The following is a 19,067-nucleotide window of genomic DNA, read 5'->3' as shown; positions in this document are numbered from 1 at the left end:
AATGGATAAATTTTAATAAGCAGTACCATAGCATATGGGCAGTAATTATCTTGAGTTTGATGAGTGTGTCATTTATCGTAACAGATTGGATGATTGGTATCTTCACTTTAAGTGATTATATTTTTGCTGTAGTAGGATTAAGCCTGATAATTAGTGGGAACTATAAAGTGAAAAAAAAACAACTGCTTTGGATTCTTTTGATACTGGGCTTAATAGCAATGAATATTATAATGAATATACAGCTAAATAGTAGTTTTATTTTAAAGACTGGATTAGCAAGCTTAATAAGGATTTCATATTATATTGCTATAACTTTTGGAGTATATAATTATGTTAAAGAACAAAAGTTAGAAGCGCTGTTTTTGAAAATTCTTAATATCATAGCTGTCATAATTTGTTTGATAGGAATTTATATTACTCTTGCATTGTATTCGAATGGTCAACTACCATACGAATTTTTTTGGAGATTTACTCGGACAGATTTATTGAGTTATGCTTTTAATGAAAATACTGATTTTATTAGAACAAGGAGCATTTTTTCAGAGCCAGCTTACCTTGGTTATTTTTTAAATATTATTTTATCAATGAATTACTTCAATAAAGTAGATGTAAAAATAAAAAAAGGCTTTACTATTTTTATTTCTTTGACCATATTCTTGACTTTTTCATATAGTGCAATGGGAATTATGTTGATGATACAAGCATTACACTTTATAGATAAAATTAATTTAAGAGAATTGAAGTGGACGAAAAGAACAACTATATACTTACTACTGATCATAGCTGTGGTATTTTTTTCATGGGATTTAATCAATGAAACGATTATAAATAGGACAGTTGATATATTAAGTGGAGAAGATGGATCAGCTTATTTTAGAATTATCAGAAGCTGGGATTATGTTAATATGGAACATATTTTTCTTGGGAATGGAATAGGACATACACCTAATATATGGAATGTTTATGCTTATTTATTATCCGATTTAGGCTTGGTAACATTTTTACTAAGTTGTGTATTCAGTATTTATGCATTAGTAACAAATTTTAAAATGGGAGTAGTCTTTATAGCGTTAAATTTTCAAAAAGGTGGATATTTAAACCCAGCTTTTTCAATATTTCTACTATTGTTTTTTATTTACATAGGAAATAAAAAACATGAAAGATATAAAGTGTAAGGTAGTGACATTTTGATTTTATGAAATCTTTAAAAATTTGTGGTATGATTTGAAATGTTAGTAAGTATTTTAATGAGTACGTAATAGGATTTCGAGAGTTTCTATGATATTATATATAAGCCGTGTTTGAATAACAGTTATCGATCGGAGGAAAAAATTATGTCTCAAGGAGAAAAGTTTACCAAAACGAAAAAGATAATAATAGTATTGATGGATGTTTTTTTATATCATCTGTCTATTCTCCTTTCTTTTTATGTACGTTATAAAAGCGACATTCCAATGTATAATTATAATGCTTATGAGAATTCGATTTTATATATTTTAATTTTATTTGTTTTATTAAATTTATTATTTGGAGTGTACGTTTTTTATAATAAATCTATTGCAGATTTTTTATATTTTACTATTATAATACAATTAATTATGACCATATCAATCATGGCATTAACTTTTTTTGGTAGATGGTTCACTTTTCCAAGATCAGTATTATTAATTAGTCTTATTTTCAGCACAATTATCTTATTCCTTTGGCGTATAATTGTCTATAAATTTTATGAACGTTTCAGTGGAAGTAAACAAGTAATGGTTGTCGGAACTGAAAAAGATATAAAAAACGCAATATTCAATATTGGAAATGCAAAAAGTAAAAGACACCTTGTTAAATATGCTGTAGTATCTAACTATTATACTAATGTAAAGAAATACCTTGATGAGGTGGATATTGTTTATTTAGCTAGTGGATTAAGTGAAAAAGAAAAGGAAAATATTTATAATTTGTTAGTTCGTGAAAAGAAAAAATTGTTTTTAACAACTAGCTTTGATAATTTGTTATTAGTTAATCCAAATATTATGAATATTGAGGACGAAAGTATTATTGAGATTTCGAATTTTGAAATCTCATCAGAAGATGATCTAATAAAACGATTGATGGACATTCTTTTTTCAGTTGTTCTTATTGTAGTTGCTTCTCCCTTTATGTTTATAACTGCTTTATTGGTTAAGCTAACTTCTGAAGGTCCAGTTTTTTATAAACAAGTTAGAATAACAAAAGATGGCAAAGAATTTAATGTCTTAAAATTCAGAAGTATGAGTGCAACAGCTGAAAAAGATTCAGGTCCAGTATTGGCATCCTCTAATGATGCAAGAGTGACTACAGTTGGTAAATACATCCGCTCTTTAAGAATTGATGAGCTGCCTCAATTATTTAATGTATTAAAAGGGGATATGTCCGTGGTAGGTCCTAGACCTGAACGTCCATTTTTTGTAGATCAATTCCAAAAAGAAAATCCTCATTATTATTTGCGCCATAATGTTAGAGCGGGTATTACAGGTTATGCTCAGGTATATGGTAAATATGCATCAGATTTTAATAGCAAACTAAATTTTGATTTGTTATATATTAAAAAATATTCACTTTTACTTGATGTGAAAATCATGTTGCAAACAATCAAAATACTCTTTGATAAAGTTTCATCTAAAGGATTAGATGAAGAAGAGCAAGAAAAAAGTAAAGAAATACCAAATAATATAAAATATTTGGTGTGATCTGTTGATGAAAGGACTAAGTGAAATGGCGAATACTCCTTTTTTTAGTGTTATTATGCCTGCATACAATTGTGAAGACACAGTAGGCAAGACCATTACAAGTGTGTTAAATCAGTCATTTACTAATTTTGAATTAATTATTATAAATGATGGATCAACAGATGGTACACAAGAAGTACTTGAACGTTACCATAATCAAGATGCTCGAGTAAGGTTTAAAACCATTCAAAATGGAGGACCTGGTAATGCTAGAAATAACGGAATTGAATTGACTAATGGACGGTATCTTTTATTTGTTGATTCAGATGATGTGATGAAAGACAGTACGCTAGAAATATATGCTGATCATGTAAAAGATGGGAAAATTGATTTAGTCATTTCTTCTTACAATATGAATGTTCTAGATGGTGAAGAGCTTGTGGATACTAGATTGGTTAAAGCACCGAACCAATTGATAGAAACACATGAAGTTTTTTTAGATAATATTTATCCTTTAATGAACAAGCAACTTATGTATGTAGCTTGGAATAAACTTTTTAAGTTAGACATCATAAAAAAACATGAAATAAAATTTCCACCATACAACAGTTGTGAAGACAGATTATTTAATATTCGTTATTTTAAACATGTAGAAGCTTGTAAAGTAGTGAGTGATATCCTTTATGATTATTCATTTGATGGGAAAAATAGTTTAACAAATAAATATTTTGACAATAAATTTGATACGTTTGTTGAATTTTATCGCGAGTTACTAGCATTGACCAAAAAACATGAAAAAGGATTTAGTGCACTTTTTTTAAAAGGTGTAATGTCTTGTATTATTCCGTTGCACAGTGAAAGCTGTCCTTTAACTTACCGTGAAAAACGCGATTATATCAGAACTATTATGCAGCACCCAGATGTTATCAAAGCAAGCAAAGATAGTCTGACTGATACAAAAATTAGACAAGTAATGAAAGTATTATTTAAAACAAAATCAATTTCAGTCAATTATATTGCCTCTAAATTAATGTATTCAATCAGTATGACCTCTCCAAAAACAATTGAAAAATTCAAACGAAAATTTTAAAAGAAAGGTCTGAAGTGAAAATGAAACAACCTCTAAGAGTCTTACATTTTCAGGGACGGATGGGAAAAGGCGGAGCTGAAACTTTTATGATGAATGCTTACCGTAATATTGATCGCTCAAAATTTCAATTTGATTTTTTAATTTACAATGATTTTGTAGATGTTAAACCATATAATGTAGAAATTCATGAGTTAGGTGGTCATATATACGCTGTCCCTAATCCTAAAAAAAATATTGTTGGCTATATAAAAGGTGTTAATGCTTTATTGAAAGAAAAACATTTTGACATAGTCCACAATGAAGTATTTTTTGGAGGAGGATTAAATTTATTATTAGCTAAGCGGGCTGGGATTAAAAAAAGAATTATTCATAGTCATGCTACCAAAGATGGAAAAAAAAGTAATTTATTTTTGACCATAGCGCGTAAACTTTTTGATCACTTGATGAAAGTAAATGCAACTGATTATTTAGCCTGCTCAACTGAAGCAGGAGTTGGTCTTTATGGTGAGAATCAACAGTTTATTTTTGTTCCAAATGGCATAGATATAGATATGTATCGGAATGTACCTTTAAAAAAAGAAATTATTAGAGAAAGCCTTAATATACCTAAAGAGGCTTTTGTTGTAGGAAACATAGGAAGATTCGAAGAACAAAAAAATCATTTTTTCCTAATTGATATTTTTGAAGAGATAGTTCGGGAAAATCCTAATAGTTTTCTAATCTTAATAGGTGAAGGCTCTTTACGGAATAAAATAGAAGAAAAGGTTCTTTCAAAAGAACTACAAAAAAAAGTCTTATTTTTAGGTATAAGAGATGATATTCCAAATTTATTAACATCTATGGATGTTTTTGCAATGCCTTCTTTGTATGAAGGGTTACCAATTTCAGCTGTAGAAGCTCAAGCAGCAAATATTAAATTAATTCTGTCAACTGAAGTTTCTTCTGAAACAAAACTATCTAAAAATGTCCACTTTATTAAATTAGAAGAAAGTGCAGAAAAGTGGGCTGAAATAATACTTGAAAAACCATACGGTAATGAGCCTCTTCCAGAATTATCACAGTATGATATGAAACATACAGCTATGTTATTAGATGAAATTTACTCAAAATGAGGAGGACATGTACTTGAAGAATTTACCTACTTTAGATGAATTAGTATTTTTTCTTAAAGATAATATAAAAATAATTATCACCACGACAGTTTTGTTCTTTTCTATATTTTTATTAGGCATAGGTTATACAATTTACACAGACAGTAAAATTGATGAGAATACTAATGTTTTAGAAGAACAAGAAGTTAAACTTAGTGAACTGAATCAGGATATACCTTTTGAGGCACAACTAGAACCTGAAGAGATAAAATTAATTATGAAAAACCTTCAAAAAGATGAAGGAATGGCTTTTAGTTTCTATATGGAAAACGATGCAGGTGAGCCCTTTTTAGCTAATTCATTAATGAATGAACTTTTAACTTCTGAAGATGTACTTAAAAAAATTGAAGAAGAAACGGATACATCTATTGATCCTAGTCCTGAACTTGCAGTTCAAGTAACACTAAATCCAAATACCCAAGTAATGACTTTAAAAGTTGGAACAGGAGATAAGCAAAAAAATCAGTTGATTGCAGACGCTTATTTTAATATGATTTCTAGCGAGGATAGTTCTTTCTTTGATAACAAAACGGTTTATGTTGTCACTGAACCTGAAGTAATTAAAATCTACGAAATTGAATCAGATTCAATCCCTAATTCTGATTTAGATATTAATGTTGAAGAAAGATTTTCTTACAAAAAAATTATTTTGTACACTGCTATCGCATTAATAATAAGTATTTTTGGCGGGATTTTTATAGCACTAATCAGAAATTTATTAAAAAAAGAAGTTACCGATATATACGGGTTTGCTTTCAAAGATAATGATACAATATTGAATATAAGCAATAACAAATATCAGAATAAAAATGAAAAGTATGATCAAATGATACATGCAATACTTCATCCAGAAAGAGATTCAAAACTTATACTTTCTGAAGAAGAATTAGACAGTTATATTGTTGAAAAGTTAATGGATATATCTAATATAAAAACTAATAAAAATCAAAACTCTATTCTATTTAGTAGTTCTGTATCATCAGTTAATCCTACATTATCATTTGATGAAGTTATAATCATATGTAAAAAGCATTCTACTACGAAGAAATGGTATGAAACACAAAGAGAATTACTGAAGATTTATAAAAGTGAGATAAAAGTGATTTTAATATGATAAATAACGGAGGCCCAATATGTTTTTTTATGTAAGTATTTTTGTTATCTTGCTTATTTTAGCGACTATCGAAGTAGCATTGAGAAATAAAAAGATTTCTATTATAACTGGTAGTATACTTGCTATCGTAGCGGGATTCCGTTTTTATACAGGATATGATTTCAACTCATATGGAAAATTTTATACAGAGATTGAAAAATTCTCTGATGTTTTTAATGGAAAAATAGAAGCAGAAAGTGGTTTTCTATTTCTAAATTATCTTTTTAAGTCTATAGGCTTTAATTATTATACATTTATATTATTTTTTTCTTTCGTGAGCTTAATTTTACTAACTAATTTTGTTTATAAATTCACTCCATTTCCTTCTTTAGTATTACTCTATTATTATGCTAGATTTTTTTTGGTTCGTGATATGGGACAAATTAGATCTGCACTGGCATGTATTATACTATTGTACTCTATACCCTATGTATTAAATAAAAAACCATTTAAATTTTTACTTATTATTTTTATAGCTTCATTATTTCACATAACAGCTTGGTCTTTTATTATTGTTTATATTTTTCACTATGTATTCAAACATTTGTCATTAAAAAATATATTTTCTCTATTAGGTATTAGTCTCATAATTGGAGTAATCGTACAAATTCCCGAAATATATATTTGGGCAATTCCTGATCGGTACAATGCCTATTTTACTAGCCCAAATTATACAAACGGACAATGGATTTTTAATCCAATATTGTGGATGCAATTAGTTCTTTTTTTTGCAGCAGTATTTTTAGCTTATCCAAAAATACAAGAAGAAAAAAATAGATTTAATTTGTTACTAAAAATATATTTTATAGCTTCCTTAATATTAATATTTACAGGAACTTTAAGTACTGTGGGAGGGAGATTAGGTACTTTATTTTCTACTAGTGAAATACTTATTGTACCAACTTTATTTTCATCTTTTAGTAAAAATAAATTAATTAACTTATTTCTATTTTTTGGATTTACTTTTGTAGTCTTTTGTTTAATATTTATTATTTCCGGAACATATATAGAGTATATACCTTATGAGACTATTTTCAATTTTTAGGATTTTTTGAAATTTGTTATTAGTATAATAAGAATTAAAATTAAAGGATGAATTGAATGAATGAACCACTAATTAGTGTTGTAATACCTACATTTGATAGACCGTTCTTTCTAAAAAGAGCAATTGAGAGCGTTATTAAACAAGACTATAAAAATATAGAAATTGTCGTTGTTGTGGATGGTTTTTCTGCTAGAACTGGAGAATATATTGAACAAGCTAAAAAAATGAGTAATATAGAAATTAATTTGATTCAAACAAATACTAAAGTTGGTGGAAGTGAAGCAAGAAATATAGGTGTAAAAAAAGCTAATGGAGAATTAATAGGTTTGTTAGACGACGATGATGAATGGTTTAGTGATAAATTAAGTAGTCAGATGGATTTAATTAATAAAAATCAATTGTCAATTGATGATGATTTTTTATGCTTTACGTCACTAGAAAGATATAAAAGTCCAAATCAAAAAAAATATGATAAATTACCAAATGTTGATTATAAAAATAGCGGTAAAAAAACAATTTCTGACTATTTATTTGAAACAAAAGGATTAAGAAATATAGGATTTATTCAAACTTCAACCGTGCTTGTTCCCAAACACATTCTTATTGAAACACCTTTTACTAAAGGTCTGATCAAGCATCAGGATTGGGACTGGTTGCTAAACGTAGATAATAGCCATAATTTAACAATAATACAAGTTGAAGATCCAAAGATAATTTATCATTCTGATGTACCTATGGATTCCAGAGTGGGATATATTAACAGATGGAACTTCACTGAGCAGTGGTTAGAAACCCATAAAGAATTTTTCTCAAAACTAGCCTATGAAAGTTTTGTATTAAACTATATTCTACTTGGTATTGCTTCTGACAAAAATCTTACCAGAGCACAAAGAAGACTAGAAATAAAAACAAGATATCAAAATTTATCTTTAACAACTAAATTTAGACCATATACTTGGAAAATTATTATTTATATGATGAAAAATAAAGATTAGGCAGTTTCGAATAAGTAAATGAATTATTCTTAAAAGAGAGGTGCCCAATGAAAATAATAGGTTATACTAATGATTCATATCCTGAAAGAAGAACTATTATAAATGGTAATCTTCACCCATTGAAAAAAATGAAAAGTTTAAATACTTATTATCCACATACAGCATTAAAAAGAATGCCCCTTATAGGTAGAAATGCAATAGTCTATTTTAAAGATATAGTTTTTAATGATGAAGGAGTAGATGGATTACATCTTTTTAACACTGTTACGAACAAAAAAGTCCCTTGGATTTCAACTTTTGAAACATACATTCCTCGAACTTCAGCAACATCATTTTTAGACCATAAAAATCTTACTAAAAAGAGCATAAAAGAAAAGGATAGAACAGAAAAATATGTGGAAATTTTAGCAAAAGATTATTGCAAAAAAGTGATATCGTTATCTAAAAATAACTATGAAATGGAATTAAGATTTTTAGAATTTTTCCCACAATATAAAAATACTATTAAGAAAAAAATGATTCAAATAAACCCACCACAAGAAAAATTGATGGAAAAATCTGAAGTGGAGCTAAAGGTAGTTAACCCTATTTTAAAATTTTTGTTTGTTGGAAAAGACTTTACTCGTAAAGGTGGTAAAGAGATACTAGATGTATTTTACAAGATTAAAAAAGAGCATCATTTCGATTTTGAACTAACAATTGTTTCCCTAGGCAAAAGCTATAATTATGCATTTGGCAAATATCAAGATACTGAAGAAGAAATACAAGAAATGAAAAATAAACTAAGAAATACAGATTGGATAAATTTTTACGAAAGTTTAGACAATAAAAAGTTACTTGAGATGATGAAAAATAGTGATGTGGGCTTGTTGCCAACTTGGGCAGATACTTATGGCTACTCAGTTTTAGAATTTCAAGCATCTGGCTGCCCTGTTATTACAACTAATGTTCGTGCTCTTCCAGAGATAAATAATACCACAATAGGATGGATGATTCAGCTTCCTTTAGATAATTCAGGCGAAGTTGATGTAAGTAGCATAAACAAAAAGCAAACACTACGAGCTCATTTACAAAATTCATTGGAAAAAATTGTTTTAGAAATTTTAGAGAACCCTCAACAAATTAAAGAAAAAAGCATACAATCATATGATGCGGTATCAAAAAATCATTCAGTTAAAGGATATATGGAAAAGTTAAGTGAAATTTATTCTGAAAATTTTTAGTATACTTATTATGAAATTTTATGGTCACTTATAAGTATAGTTTAGAAACAGCTCTATTATTTAAGTTGATGTCAGTTAAATTAACTTAAATAATAGAGTTTATGTAAGAGAGAAGGGCTATTATAATATGGGAAATGTAAAGATTTCGGTTATTGTACCTGTTTATAACGTTGAAAACTATCTTGAAGATTGTATTGAAAGTGTAATTTCTCAAAAAAATTTTCAAGATATTGAGTTAATTCTTATTGATGATGGATCTACGGATCAGTCAAGTAAGATTATTAAAAAGTATACAGAATCTTATACAAATATACTAGACTATTATCAAGAAAATGCTGGTCAAAGTAAGGCTAGAAATAAAGGCATTCAACATGCAAAAGGTGAATATATTTATTTTTTAGACAGTGATGATTTAATACCTGATTTAGCTATGGAGCACCTATATAATTTAGCAGTTAAAGAAGATTTAGAATTAATTTTATTTGAAGGAAAATCTTTTTTTGATAAATCTGTAGATAATATGAAAATTGGAAATATGAACTATGAAAGAAATAAGGTATATGACAAAATATTAAATGGACAAGATTTATTTATAGAAATGACAGTAAATAAAGATTTTTACGCATCACCTTGCTTGCAATTTATAAAGAAAAAAGTGCTTCTAAAAAATAGTATTTATTTTTTAGAAGGTATTATACATGAAGATGAATTGTTTAGTTACCAACTTTTAATGAAGAGTAAAAAGGTTAAATGCATTAAGGATAAGTTATTCTATCGAAGAATACGTTTGGATTCTACTATTACATCGTTAAATTATGAACATCGTATTGAATCTCTTACCAAAGTTATTCAAAAAACTATAGAATTTAATAGCCATTTAGAAGAAACTACTGTAGAAATGGATGATGCTCTTAATAGTAGAGTTAACCATCTTCTAGGCCAATGTATTATCTATTGTATGGAAATGAGTTTTAAAAATAGAAAAAAAAATTATACACAATTGAAAAATATTAGATTTATAATTATAGACAATGGGTACAGTATATATAGAAAATATATTTTTTATTTTAAACATCCAGAAATATACAAAATATTACAGAAGATATTAAATGTAATTAGAAAAATTAAAAAGTCTTAGCTGAAAACAAGTTTAAGAAATGTGGCACTTAAACATAATAGAGTTATTAAAAGTTTAAATAAAGAATTTTTTTTATTTACTTGTTTCAATCCCAAAAATTTTATATTTTTTGTCTATTCGTTCAATAATGTTGACGAGTCAAATTAAGTTTAAATAAAATAAAATTTGAGTAGCGTGAAACCATATGTTTCACGTTTTTTTATTATATTTTATTCAGAATTATTTTAGTAGTTGTTACAATGCTTACTTATGTATTGTAGGTTTATTTCTAATTTCAAAATTTGTAAAGAATTGATCATATTTAATAGATATATAGGAAAAACAGAATAGTATAAAAAAGTAATTAATTACAAATAAAAGAGGCCAATTTATGCTAGCTTTTTTTCATTTATTAATAAAATGTGAATAACTAACAATTATTTTAATAAAAGAACAATGTAATTTATCTTTATGAATTTCTCTTATGCTATACTAAATTAGTATCATTTTTTTTAAATATGTTTGGAGGATTGTTAGTTGAAAAATAATAATAGAAAAAAGTTGTTTATTACCTTGTCCAGTGGAATATTGTTGTCATTAGCTACAAATCAAGATGTTATTTATGCATCTGAAGTAGAACAGCCTGAAATAATAAATAATATTGAATTAGTTGATAATGCAATTGTTATTGAAGACATTACTGCTTATAGTATGGAAGGTGAAAATAAAATAGAAGTTAAAGATTTAATTGAACAAATAACTATTACTCAAATAGATGAAAAAACATATAAAGTATCAGGTAGTACACTAGAAAATAGTGAAGTTATTCTTGTCATTGATGATACTGAAAAGTTTGTGGGTATTTCAGATGAAGACGGCATCTTTGAAATAGAGATTAAAGAGTTAGCAGAAGCTTCTTCTTTGAAAGCTTTTGTACAAAGTAATCAAGATAATACATATTCTGTAGAATTTCCATTAGCAAATCTTATTCAACAACTAGAGATAATTGAGCAGCTTATAAATGATGATTTATCTGAAGCAGATAAATCAGCTGCCGAAGAATCAACACCAGTAGTAGAAGAACCAACAGAAGTACCAATTGAAGAGGAAGAATCAACACCCGTAGTAGAAGAACCAACAGAAGTACCGAGTAAAGAGGAAGAATCAACGCCAGTAATAGAAGAACCAACAGAAGTGCCAAGTGAAGAGGAAGAATCAATACCAGTAGTAGAAGAACCAACAGAAGTACCAATTGAAGAGGAAGAATCAACACCAGTAGTAGAAGAACCAATAAAAATTCCAAATAAAGTAAAAGAAACTGCGCCTGAAAAAGAAATACTTAAAACTAATACGATACAAACATTTGCTATAGCTAAGACCACAGCTACACGTACTTCTGTAAATGGTGTTTACATTGTTAAATCTGGAGATTTTTCTGGAGCTATCGCAAGTTCATTTGGTATTTCGTTAGCACAATTACTAGACTGGAATCCTCAGATTAAAAATGCGAATGTAATCAGTGTAGGACAAAAAATTAATGTAACTAAAGCAGCTTATGAAAAATACTTGAATGATAACAAAGGAAATAATCAAGCGCAACCTCGTCCTTTCAAAACAAATCAAGAATTTATAGATTTTATAACACCTTATGCTGTAGAGATAGCGAATGCGTATGGCAAAGATAAATTGTATGCGTCTGTAATGATTGCACAGGCTGCACATGAAAGTGCATTTGGACAAAGTTTACTTGCGTCCCCACCGTATTATAATTTATTTGGAATTAAAGGATCGTATAATGGTCAAACAATTCCAATGGGGACTTGGGAAGATGTAAATGGTGGTATTATTAATATTACTGCTAATTTTAGAGATTATCCTTCATATTATGAGTCCATGATGGATTATGCTGACCTACTTAGAACTGGGTTAACAGGATCTCCTAATTTTTATGCCAAAGCATGGGTTAAAAATACTAATTCCTATAAAGATGCAACAAAATATCTTACTGGAACTTATGCTACTGATACACAATATAATATTAAAGTGAATAACATTATTGAACAGTATAATCTAACTCAGTATGATACTTACATTGTTGACACTGAGTTAAAAAATACAGTTAATGTTTCATATGATGCATTAATTTCTTTAAATGGATATACAATTGATACTAAACCATGGGGAACATCAGGATTTCAAAATGTAGATAAAACGAATACTTATCTAGGTACTAATGTTCAAGTTGTAAAAGAAACAACTAATGGGAAATATGGGTTAATATCATATAATGGAACTATATTAGGATGGGTAGATAAAAAAACTTTAGAAATATCTGTTAATATAGAAGATGTATCATCTTCAGTACCGGTTAGTTACAAAGCAAAAATCTCTAAATCAGGTTACTCAATCGATACGCTACCATGGGGAACTTCTGGATATCAAACATTAGCTAAATCTACGGATTATGTTGGACAAGAAATAGAAGTTGTTAAAGAAGCTAAAAATGGAACTTATTCATTGATTTCACTGAATGGTGAATTGCTAGGATGGATTGATAGCAAAGCTATATCAACTTATGATGTTGAAGTAAATATTCCAGCTTCACATACTACTTCATATGAAGCAATTATTAACGAAACGGGTTACTCAATTGATACTAAACCATGGGGAACAAGTGGATACTATACACTTAACCATACATCTGATTATTTAGGCAGAACAATTGAAGTAGTAAAAGAAACAGATAATAATCAATATGTTTTAGTCTCTCATGATGGAAAGTCATTAGGTTGGGTGGACAAAAAAGCTTTAAAAACTTATGAAGTAGTGACGAATGTTTCATCATCTCAACCAGTTAATTATAAAGCAGTTGTTGATAAAACGTCATACTCAATTGATACAATGCCATGGGGAACAGCTGGGTACCAAACGATTGCTAAAACCACTGATTATATAGGTACGGAAGTTGATGTCATCAGAAAAAAAGGTAGTTATGTACTGATTTCGGTTAATGGAGAAGCAATAGGATGGGTAGATCAAAAAGCTTTGAAGTCATATGATGTTGTAACAGATATCACAGGATCAACATCAGTTTCATTTACTGGAATTGTTTCTAAATCAGCCTTTTCAATTGATACAAAACCATGGGGAACTTCTGGATATCAAACTGTTGGTAAGACTACAGATTATGTTGGGACTTCTGTTAAAGTAACAAAACAAAAGGGATCATATATTTTAATCGAAGCAAATGGACAATCATTAGGCTGGGTAGACAGAAAAGCAATACAACTATATACAGTGGATACAGCTATTTCTTCATCCAAAGATGTTTCCTATAATTCTGTTATATCAAAATCTGCGTATTCAATTGATACAAAACCATGGGGCACTAAAGGCTATCAAACGATAACAAAGACCAATAATTTTGTTGGAAAATCCGTTAAAGTTACTAAAGAAACGGGAAATGGAAAATATGTTTTAATTTCATTAGACGATGTTACTTTAGGATGGGTAGATAAAAAAAGCTTTAACTAATAAAATATTAAAATTGAGAAAGGATAGTTTCGAATTAAGTTCGAAGTTATCTTTTTTTTAATATTATAATTGCAAAATATTATTCTACTGGTACAATAAAAAAGAAAAGTACATATTACTAAAGTGACTGTTTATAATGACTGTCAAGAAAAGGGTGAAAGAATGTCACAATCAAGATCTGAAATGCGAAAACCAAGTAAGAAACCAAAGAAGAAAAGAAAAGGTTTTAAGATTTTTCTTATTATTGTATTAGTATTGTTTATTGCATTAGGTCTTTTTGTTTGGAAGATTTATAGTGATGTAGCTGGAACAAGTGAAAAAATCCATAAAGATGTTGAAACAGAAAAAGTACGGGAAAGTTCAATCGATATTAGTAAAAAAGATCCATTTTCGATTCTGTTGTTAGGTGTTGATACTGGAGATTTGGGTAGAACTGAGCAAGGTCGTTCAGACACGATGATGGTTATGACGGTGAATCCTAATACAGACAAAACGACAATTGTCAGCATTCCTCGTGACACACGTACTGAAATTGTTGGTCATGGAACAACGGATAAAATCAACCATGCCTATGCATTTGGTGGAACAGCTATGTCAGTGAATACAGTCCAAAACATGTTAAATATACCAATTGATTACTATGTTGAAGTTAATATGCAAGGCCTTCAGGATGTCGTTAACGCTGTAGGGGGAGTGCAAGTAACTAGTCCACTAACATTCTCTTCAGATGGGTATAACTTTACAGAAGGTGTTTCTGCTTCCTTAGATGGTAAAGCAGCACTTGCTTATTCAAGAATGCGCTATGAAGATCCTGCTGGAGATAATGGACGTCAAGAAAGACAACGACAAATTATACAGGCAACCGTTGAAAAAGTAGCTTCACTATCTACTATTTCAAATTATCAGGATATTTTAGGTTCATTAGAAAATAATATGCAAACGAATCTTGAATTTGATGATATGGTAAAAATATTTAATAATTATCGTTCAGCTGCTGGAAATATCCAACAAGAGCAACTTGTAGCTGAGGGTACAACTATTGATGGAATTTACTACGGTATCGTTTCCGATGGTGAGATGAGTAGAGTTACTGAATTATTGAAAGAACAATTGGAATTAAATTAATAAGAAAGACACTATGAACACTTCATAGTGTCTTTCTTATTAACTAGTTTATCTAATAAACGGAAATCTCAGTAAAATACGGACTGATTGTTTTTGTACCAGCAATCTGCTATTATTAGTGTGTTAGTTTGAATTTAAATGGTTTAAATATAAAATTTAAAGGAGTAATCAATTTGAAAATTACAGTGGTTGGAACTGGTTATGTTGGATTATCCAATGCCGTTCTTTTAGCACAAAACAATGAAGTAACAGCACTAGAAATTATCGAAGAAAAGGTAATATTAATCAACAATAAAAAATCACCAATTGTAGATAAAGAAATTGAAGAATATTTGTCAACAAAACTATTAAATTTAACTGCAACAACGGATAAAACAATTGCTTATAAAGAGGCTCAGTATGTTATTATCGCCACACCTACTAACTATGATGATAAAAGAAATTACTTTGATACTTCAACAGTTGAAGGTGTTATTGAAGATGTCTTAAAATATAATCCAGAAGCCACAATGATTATAAAATCAACTGTACCTGTGGGGTATACTAAAGAAACGAGAGAAAAATATGGTGTGAACAATATTATTTTTGCTCCAGAGTTTTTACGTGAAGGAAAAGCACTTTATGATAACCTTTATCCATCACGTATAATTGTAGGAGAAAGCTCAGAAACAGCTGAGATTTTTGCAAACTTATTAGTTGAAGCTGCCATTAAAGAAAGCATTGATGTTTTATTCATGAATTCGACAGAAGCAGAGGCTGTTAAATTATTTTCAAATACTTACTTAGCCTTACGTGTAGCTTATTTTAATGAATTAGATACGTATGCAGAAGTTAGAGAATTGGACACAAAATCGATTGTTGAAGGTGTAGGGCTGGATCCAAGAATTGGCACTCACTATAATAATCCATCATTTGGTTATGGTGGTTATTGTTTACCAAAGGATACTAAACAGTTGCTTGCTAACTATGAAGATGTACCCAATAATATTATTGGCGCGATTGTGGACGCAAACCGTACACGTAAAGATCATGTAGCAAATATGATTATAAAACGTGATCCAAAAGTAGTTGGAATATATCGTTTAACCATGAAAACGGATTCGGATAACTTCAGAGCATCATCAATACAAGGGATTATGAAACGGATAAAAGCAAAAGGAATCGAAGTAGTTGTCTATGAACCAGTACTTAAAGACGATACATTTTATAATTCAAAAGTAATTCGTAATTTTGAAGAATTTAAAAAGGTATCAGATGTGATTGTTTCAAATCGCTTAGCTGAAGAATTGATGGATGTACAGGAAAAAGTCTATACAAGAGACTTATTCCATACAGATTAATAATTAAGTGAATGAAAGTAATATATTGGAGGTAAAAGATATGTCAAAAGTGAGAAAAGCTGTTATTCCAGCTGCAGGATTAGGAACACGTTTTTTACCAGCTACGAAAGCTACTGCAAAAGAAATGCTTCCAATCGTTGATAAACCAACAATTCAATTTATTATTGAAGAAGCGATTGATTCCGGTATTGAAGAAATTTTAATTGTTACTGGAAGAAGCAAGCGTTCTATAGAAGACCATTTTGATTCTAATTTTGAGTTAGAACAAAATCTTCAAATGAAAGAAAAATATGAGTTGTTAAAATTAGTGGAAAGTACTACTAAAATCAAATTACATTTTGTACGTCAGTCATATCCTAAAGGTTTGGGAGATGCTGTTTTACACGGTAAGAGTTTTGTAGGCAATGAACCTTTTATCGTATTGCTGGGTGATGACTTGATGGTTGATGATGTCCCTTTAACCAAACAATTGATGAATCACTACGATGAAACGGGATCTTCAGTCTTAGCTACCATGCGTGTTCCTCATAAAGATACATCTAAGTATGGAATTGTTGACATTGATGGAGAAGTCTCTAAGGACCTTTACAAAGTTAATCACTTTGTTGAAAAACCAAAACCTGAAGAAGCTCCAAGTGATCTTGCAATTATAGGTCGCTATCTGCTAACTCCTGAAATTTTTGATATTCTTGAAAAACAGGAACCGGGAGCGGGCAATGAAATTCAATTAACTGATGCGATTGAAACCTTAAATAAAAAGCAACAGGTATTAGCTCTTGAATTTAAAGGGAAACGTTATGATGTTGGAGATAAGTTTGGTTATATGATGACAAATATTGAATATGGTCTTGAACATAAAGAGATTAAAGATAATTTAAAAGAATACATTATTCAATTAAGTAGAGAATTAGATAGTAGAAAATAAATATAATATTAAAGAGCTCATGTTGGCTCTTTAATTTTTTTTGAACTTTAGACAATAAAACGAGAAATTAAGTGTCACCAATAAAAGAATACCAATTATAAAAAATTAAAATATAGTTCACAGATAAAAATGGTATGGTATACTGTATAATGTCGTTAAAAATAAAAAATATGTTAATAAAATAGCTACACGCAGGAGGAAAACATGGAAGAAGAAATTAGTTTATCAGAATTGTTTGCTACACTAAAGAAACGCTTGACATTGATAGTTAGTTTAGGTCTAATCGGTTTAATAGTAGCAGCTGGCTTTACCTTTTTCATCGCAACACCACAATACAATGCAACAACTCAAATATTGGTGAATCGTACAACAGAATCTGCAGAGGGATTACAACTTAATGATATTAACTCTAATGTGCAGATGATCAATACATATAAAGACATTATAAAAGGTCCAGTTGTCTTAAATGAAGTTCGAGAGAACCTAGGAACAAATTTAACAACAACCGAATTATCTGAAAAAATAGAAATTACAACGCAAGAAAATTCGCAAGTTTTTTCATTAACTGTAACGGATGAAAGTCCTTATGAGGCTTCAGAAATTGCAAACGCTGTTGCAGAAATTTTCCAAAGCGAAATTGGGAATATTATGAATGTTGAAAATGTAACGATTATTTCTGAAGCTGTTCCCGTTACCGATCAGATTTCACCCAATAATCTATTGAATTTAGTAATTGGTTTACTGGTTGGATTAATGTTAGGTGTTGGAAGTGCCTTCTTATTAGAATTCATGGATAAATCTGTCAGAGATGAACGATTTATTACAGAAACATTAGGTTGGTCAGTATTAGGAAGTGTTTCTGAAATGTCAAATGATGAATTACATGCTAAGCTTAATATTAAACGACCAGAATTAAATTCAAGAAGAACAAAAAGTAGAGTATAAAAGAGGTGAGAGAAATGTTCAATAAAAAGAAAAAGCAATTAGATACTAGTGAACGTCCAAGTTTAGTTACTCTAACGAGACCTAGCTCTGTTATTGCTGAGCAATTTAGAACGATTCGTACAAATATTCAATTTTCAATGGTAGATAAAAATCTTAAAACACTTGTTATTACGTCTGCTGGGCCTGGTGCAGGAAAGTCAACAATATCAGCTAATCTAGCCGTTACTTTTGCTATGCAAGGAAAGAAAGTCTTGATCGTTGATGCTGATATGCGTAAACCAACAGTACATAAAACATTTCGTTTGCCAAATCGCGATGGCTTAACAACCTTATTGACGGAAAGAGATGTGGAAATCAAAGATATTGCGCATCGTTTAGAGACAGAAGGATTATTTGTTATCACCAGTGGCGCGATTCCACCGAACCCATCTGAGTTATTAGCATCTAATCGGATGAATAAACTAATTACGGAATTTGAAGAACTGTTTGATTTGATTATTTTTGATATGCCTCCAGTTATTGCCGTTACAGATGCTCAAGTAATGTCGAGCAAAGCTGACGGAACTATTTTTGTGATCACTAAAAATGGTACTGATAAAGAAATGGTAACAAAATCAAAAGAGTTGCTTGAAAAAGTAAAAGCAAACGTCATTGGTGTAGTCTTCAATCGAGTTGAACTTAAAGGCGATAATTATTATTACTATTATGGGGAAGGTGAGTAAATC

Annotated in this window: 15 protein-coding genes; all 15 read left to right on the top strand. The window is 29.4% G+C overall.

Going from position 1 to position 19,067, the window contains the following annotated elements:
* Window positions 1–59: 59 nt before the first annotated feature.
* The 15 genes from CAT7_RS06615 (at window position 60) to CAT7_RS06545 (ending at window position 19,064) form a co-directional block, all read left to right on the top strand.
* Complete coding sequence (locus CAT7_RS06615; protein WP_442852119.1) at window positions 60–1,175, top strand: hypothetical protein; 1,116 nt, start codon at window positions 60–62, stop codon at window positions 1,173–1,175.
* 159 nt (window positions 1,176–1,334) lie between these two features.
* Entirely contained in the window at window positions 1,335–2,720 is a 1,386-nt protein-coding gene (locus CAT7_RS06610; protein ID WP_007723522.1) for a sugar transferase, read from the top strand.
* A 7-nt stretch (window positions 2,721–2,727) separates the two neighbouring features.
* Window positions 2,728–3,789, top strand: coding sequence for a glycosyltransferase family 2 protein (locus CAT7_RS06605; RefSeq protein ID WP_007723513.1), 1,062 nt, complete (start codon window positions 2,728–2,730; stop codon window positions 3,787–3,789).
* 20 nt (window positions 3,790–3,809) lie between these two features.
* Complete coding sequence (locus CAT7_RS06600; RefSeq protein ID WP_035019466.1) at window positions 3,810–4,901, top strand: glycosyltransferase family 1 protein; 1,092 nt, start codon at window positions 3,810–3,812, stop codon at window positions 4,899–4,901.
* Window positions 4,902–4,908: 7 nt separating this feature from the next.
* Window positions 4,909–6,054: a hypothetical protein gene (locus CAT7_RS06595; RefSeq protein WP_007723507.1), complete on the top strand. Its 1,146-nt coding sequence runs from the start codon at window positions 4,909–4,911 to the stop codon at window positions 6,052–6,054.
* Window positions 6,055–6,073: 19 nt separating this feature from the next.
* Entirely contained in the window at window positions 6,074–7,138 is a 1,065-nt protein-coding gene (locus tag CAT7_RS06590) for an EpsG family protein (RefSeq protein WP_007723505.1), read from the top strand.
* A gap of 56 nt (window positions 7,139–7,194) precedes the next feature.
* Window positions 7,195–8,133 carry a glycosyltransferase family 2 protein gene (locus tag CAT7_RS06585; protein ID WP_007723503.1) on the top strand — a complete coding sequence of 313 codons (939 nt, stop codon included), beginning with the start codon at window positions 7,195–7,197 and terminating at the stop codon, window positions 8,131–8,133.
* A 47-nt stretch (window positions 8,134–8,180) separates the two neighbouring features.
* Window positions 8,181–9,356, top strand: a complete 1,176-nt coding sequence (locus tag CAT7_RS06580; RefSeq protein ID WP_007723501.1) for a glycosyltransferase family 4 protein — start codon at window positions 8,181–8,183, stop codon at window positions 9,354–9,356.
* A gap of 127 nt (window positions 9,357–9,483) precedes the next feature.
* On the top strand, window positions 9,484–10,494 hold the full coding sequence (locus CAT7_RS06575) for a glycosyltransferase family 2 protein (RefSeq protein ID WP_007723500.1): 1,011 nt from the start codon (window positions 9,484–9,486) through the stop codon (window positions 10,492–10,494).
* A 516-nt stretch (window positions 10,495–11,010) separates the two neighbouring features.
* Entirely contained in the window at window positions 11,011–14,007 is a 2,997-nt protein-coding gene (locus CAT7_RS06570; RefSeq protein ID WP_007723497.1) for a GW dipeptide domain-containing protein, read from the top strand.
* Window positions 14,008–14,169: 162 nt separating this feature from the next.
* Window positions 14,170–15,132 carry an LCP family glycopolymer transferase gene (locus CAT7_RS06565; RefSeq protein WP_007723495.1) on the top strand — a complete coding sequence of 321 codons (963 nt, stop codon included), beginning with the start codon at window positions 14,170–14,172 and terminating at the stop codon, window positions 15,130–15,132.
* Between the two features lie 173 nt (window positions 15,133–15,305).
* Window positions 15,306–16,472: a nucleotide sugar dehydrogenase gene (locus CAT7_RS06560; protein WP_007723493.1), complete on the top strand. Its 1,167-nt coding sequence runs from the start codon at window positions 15,306–15,308 to the stop codon at window positions 16,470–16,472.
* Window positions 16,473–16,512: 40 nt separating this feature from the next.
* A complete protein-coding gene (gene galU / locus CAT7_RS06555; RefSeq protein ID WP_007723491.1) occupies window positions 16,513–17,397 on the top strand; it encodes a UTP--glucose-1-phosphate uridylyltransferase GalU in 885 nt (294 codons plus the stop codon).
* Between the two features lie 204 nt (window positions 17,398–17,601).
* A complete protein-coding gene (locus CAT7_RS06550; protein WP_007723489.1) occupies window positions 17,602–18,342 on the top strand; it encodes a YveK family protein in 741 nt (246 codons plus the stop codon).
* Window positions 18,343–18,356: 14 nt separating this feature from the next.
* Window positions 18,357–19,064 carry a CpsD/CapB family tyrosine-protein kinase gene (locus CAT7_RS06545; RefSeq protein ID WP_007723487.1) on the top strand — a complete coding sequence of 236 codons (708 nt, stop codon included), beginning with the start codon at window positions 18,357–18,359 and terminating at the stop codon, window positions 19,062–19,064.
* Window positions 19,065–19,067 lie beyond the last annotated feature (3 nt).

Source organism: Carnobacterium sp. AT7, assembly GCF_000171855.1.
Lineage (GTDB): Bacteria > Bacillota > Bacilli > Lactobacillales > Carnobacteriaceae > Carnobacterium_B > Carnobacterium_B jeotgali.
This window is presented reverse-complemented; position numbering and strand designations above follow the sequence as displayed.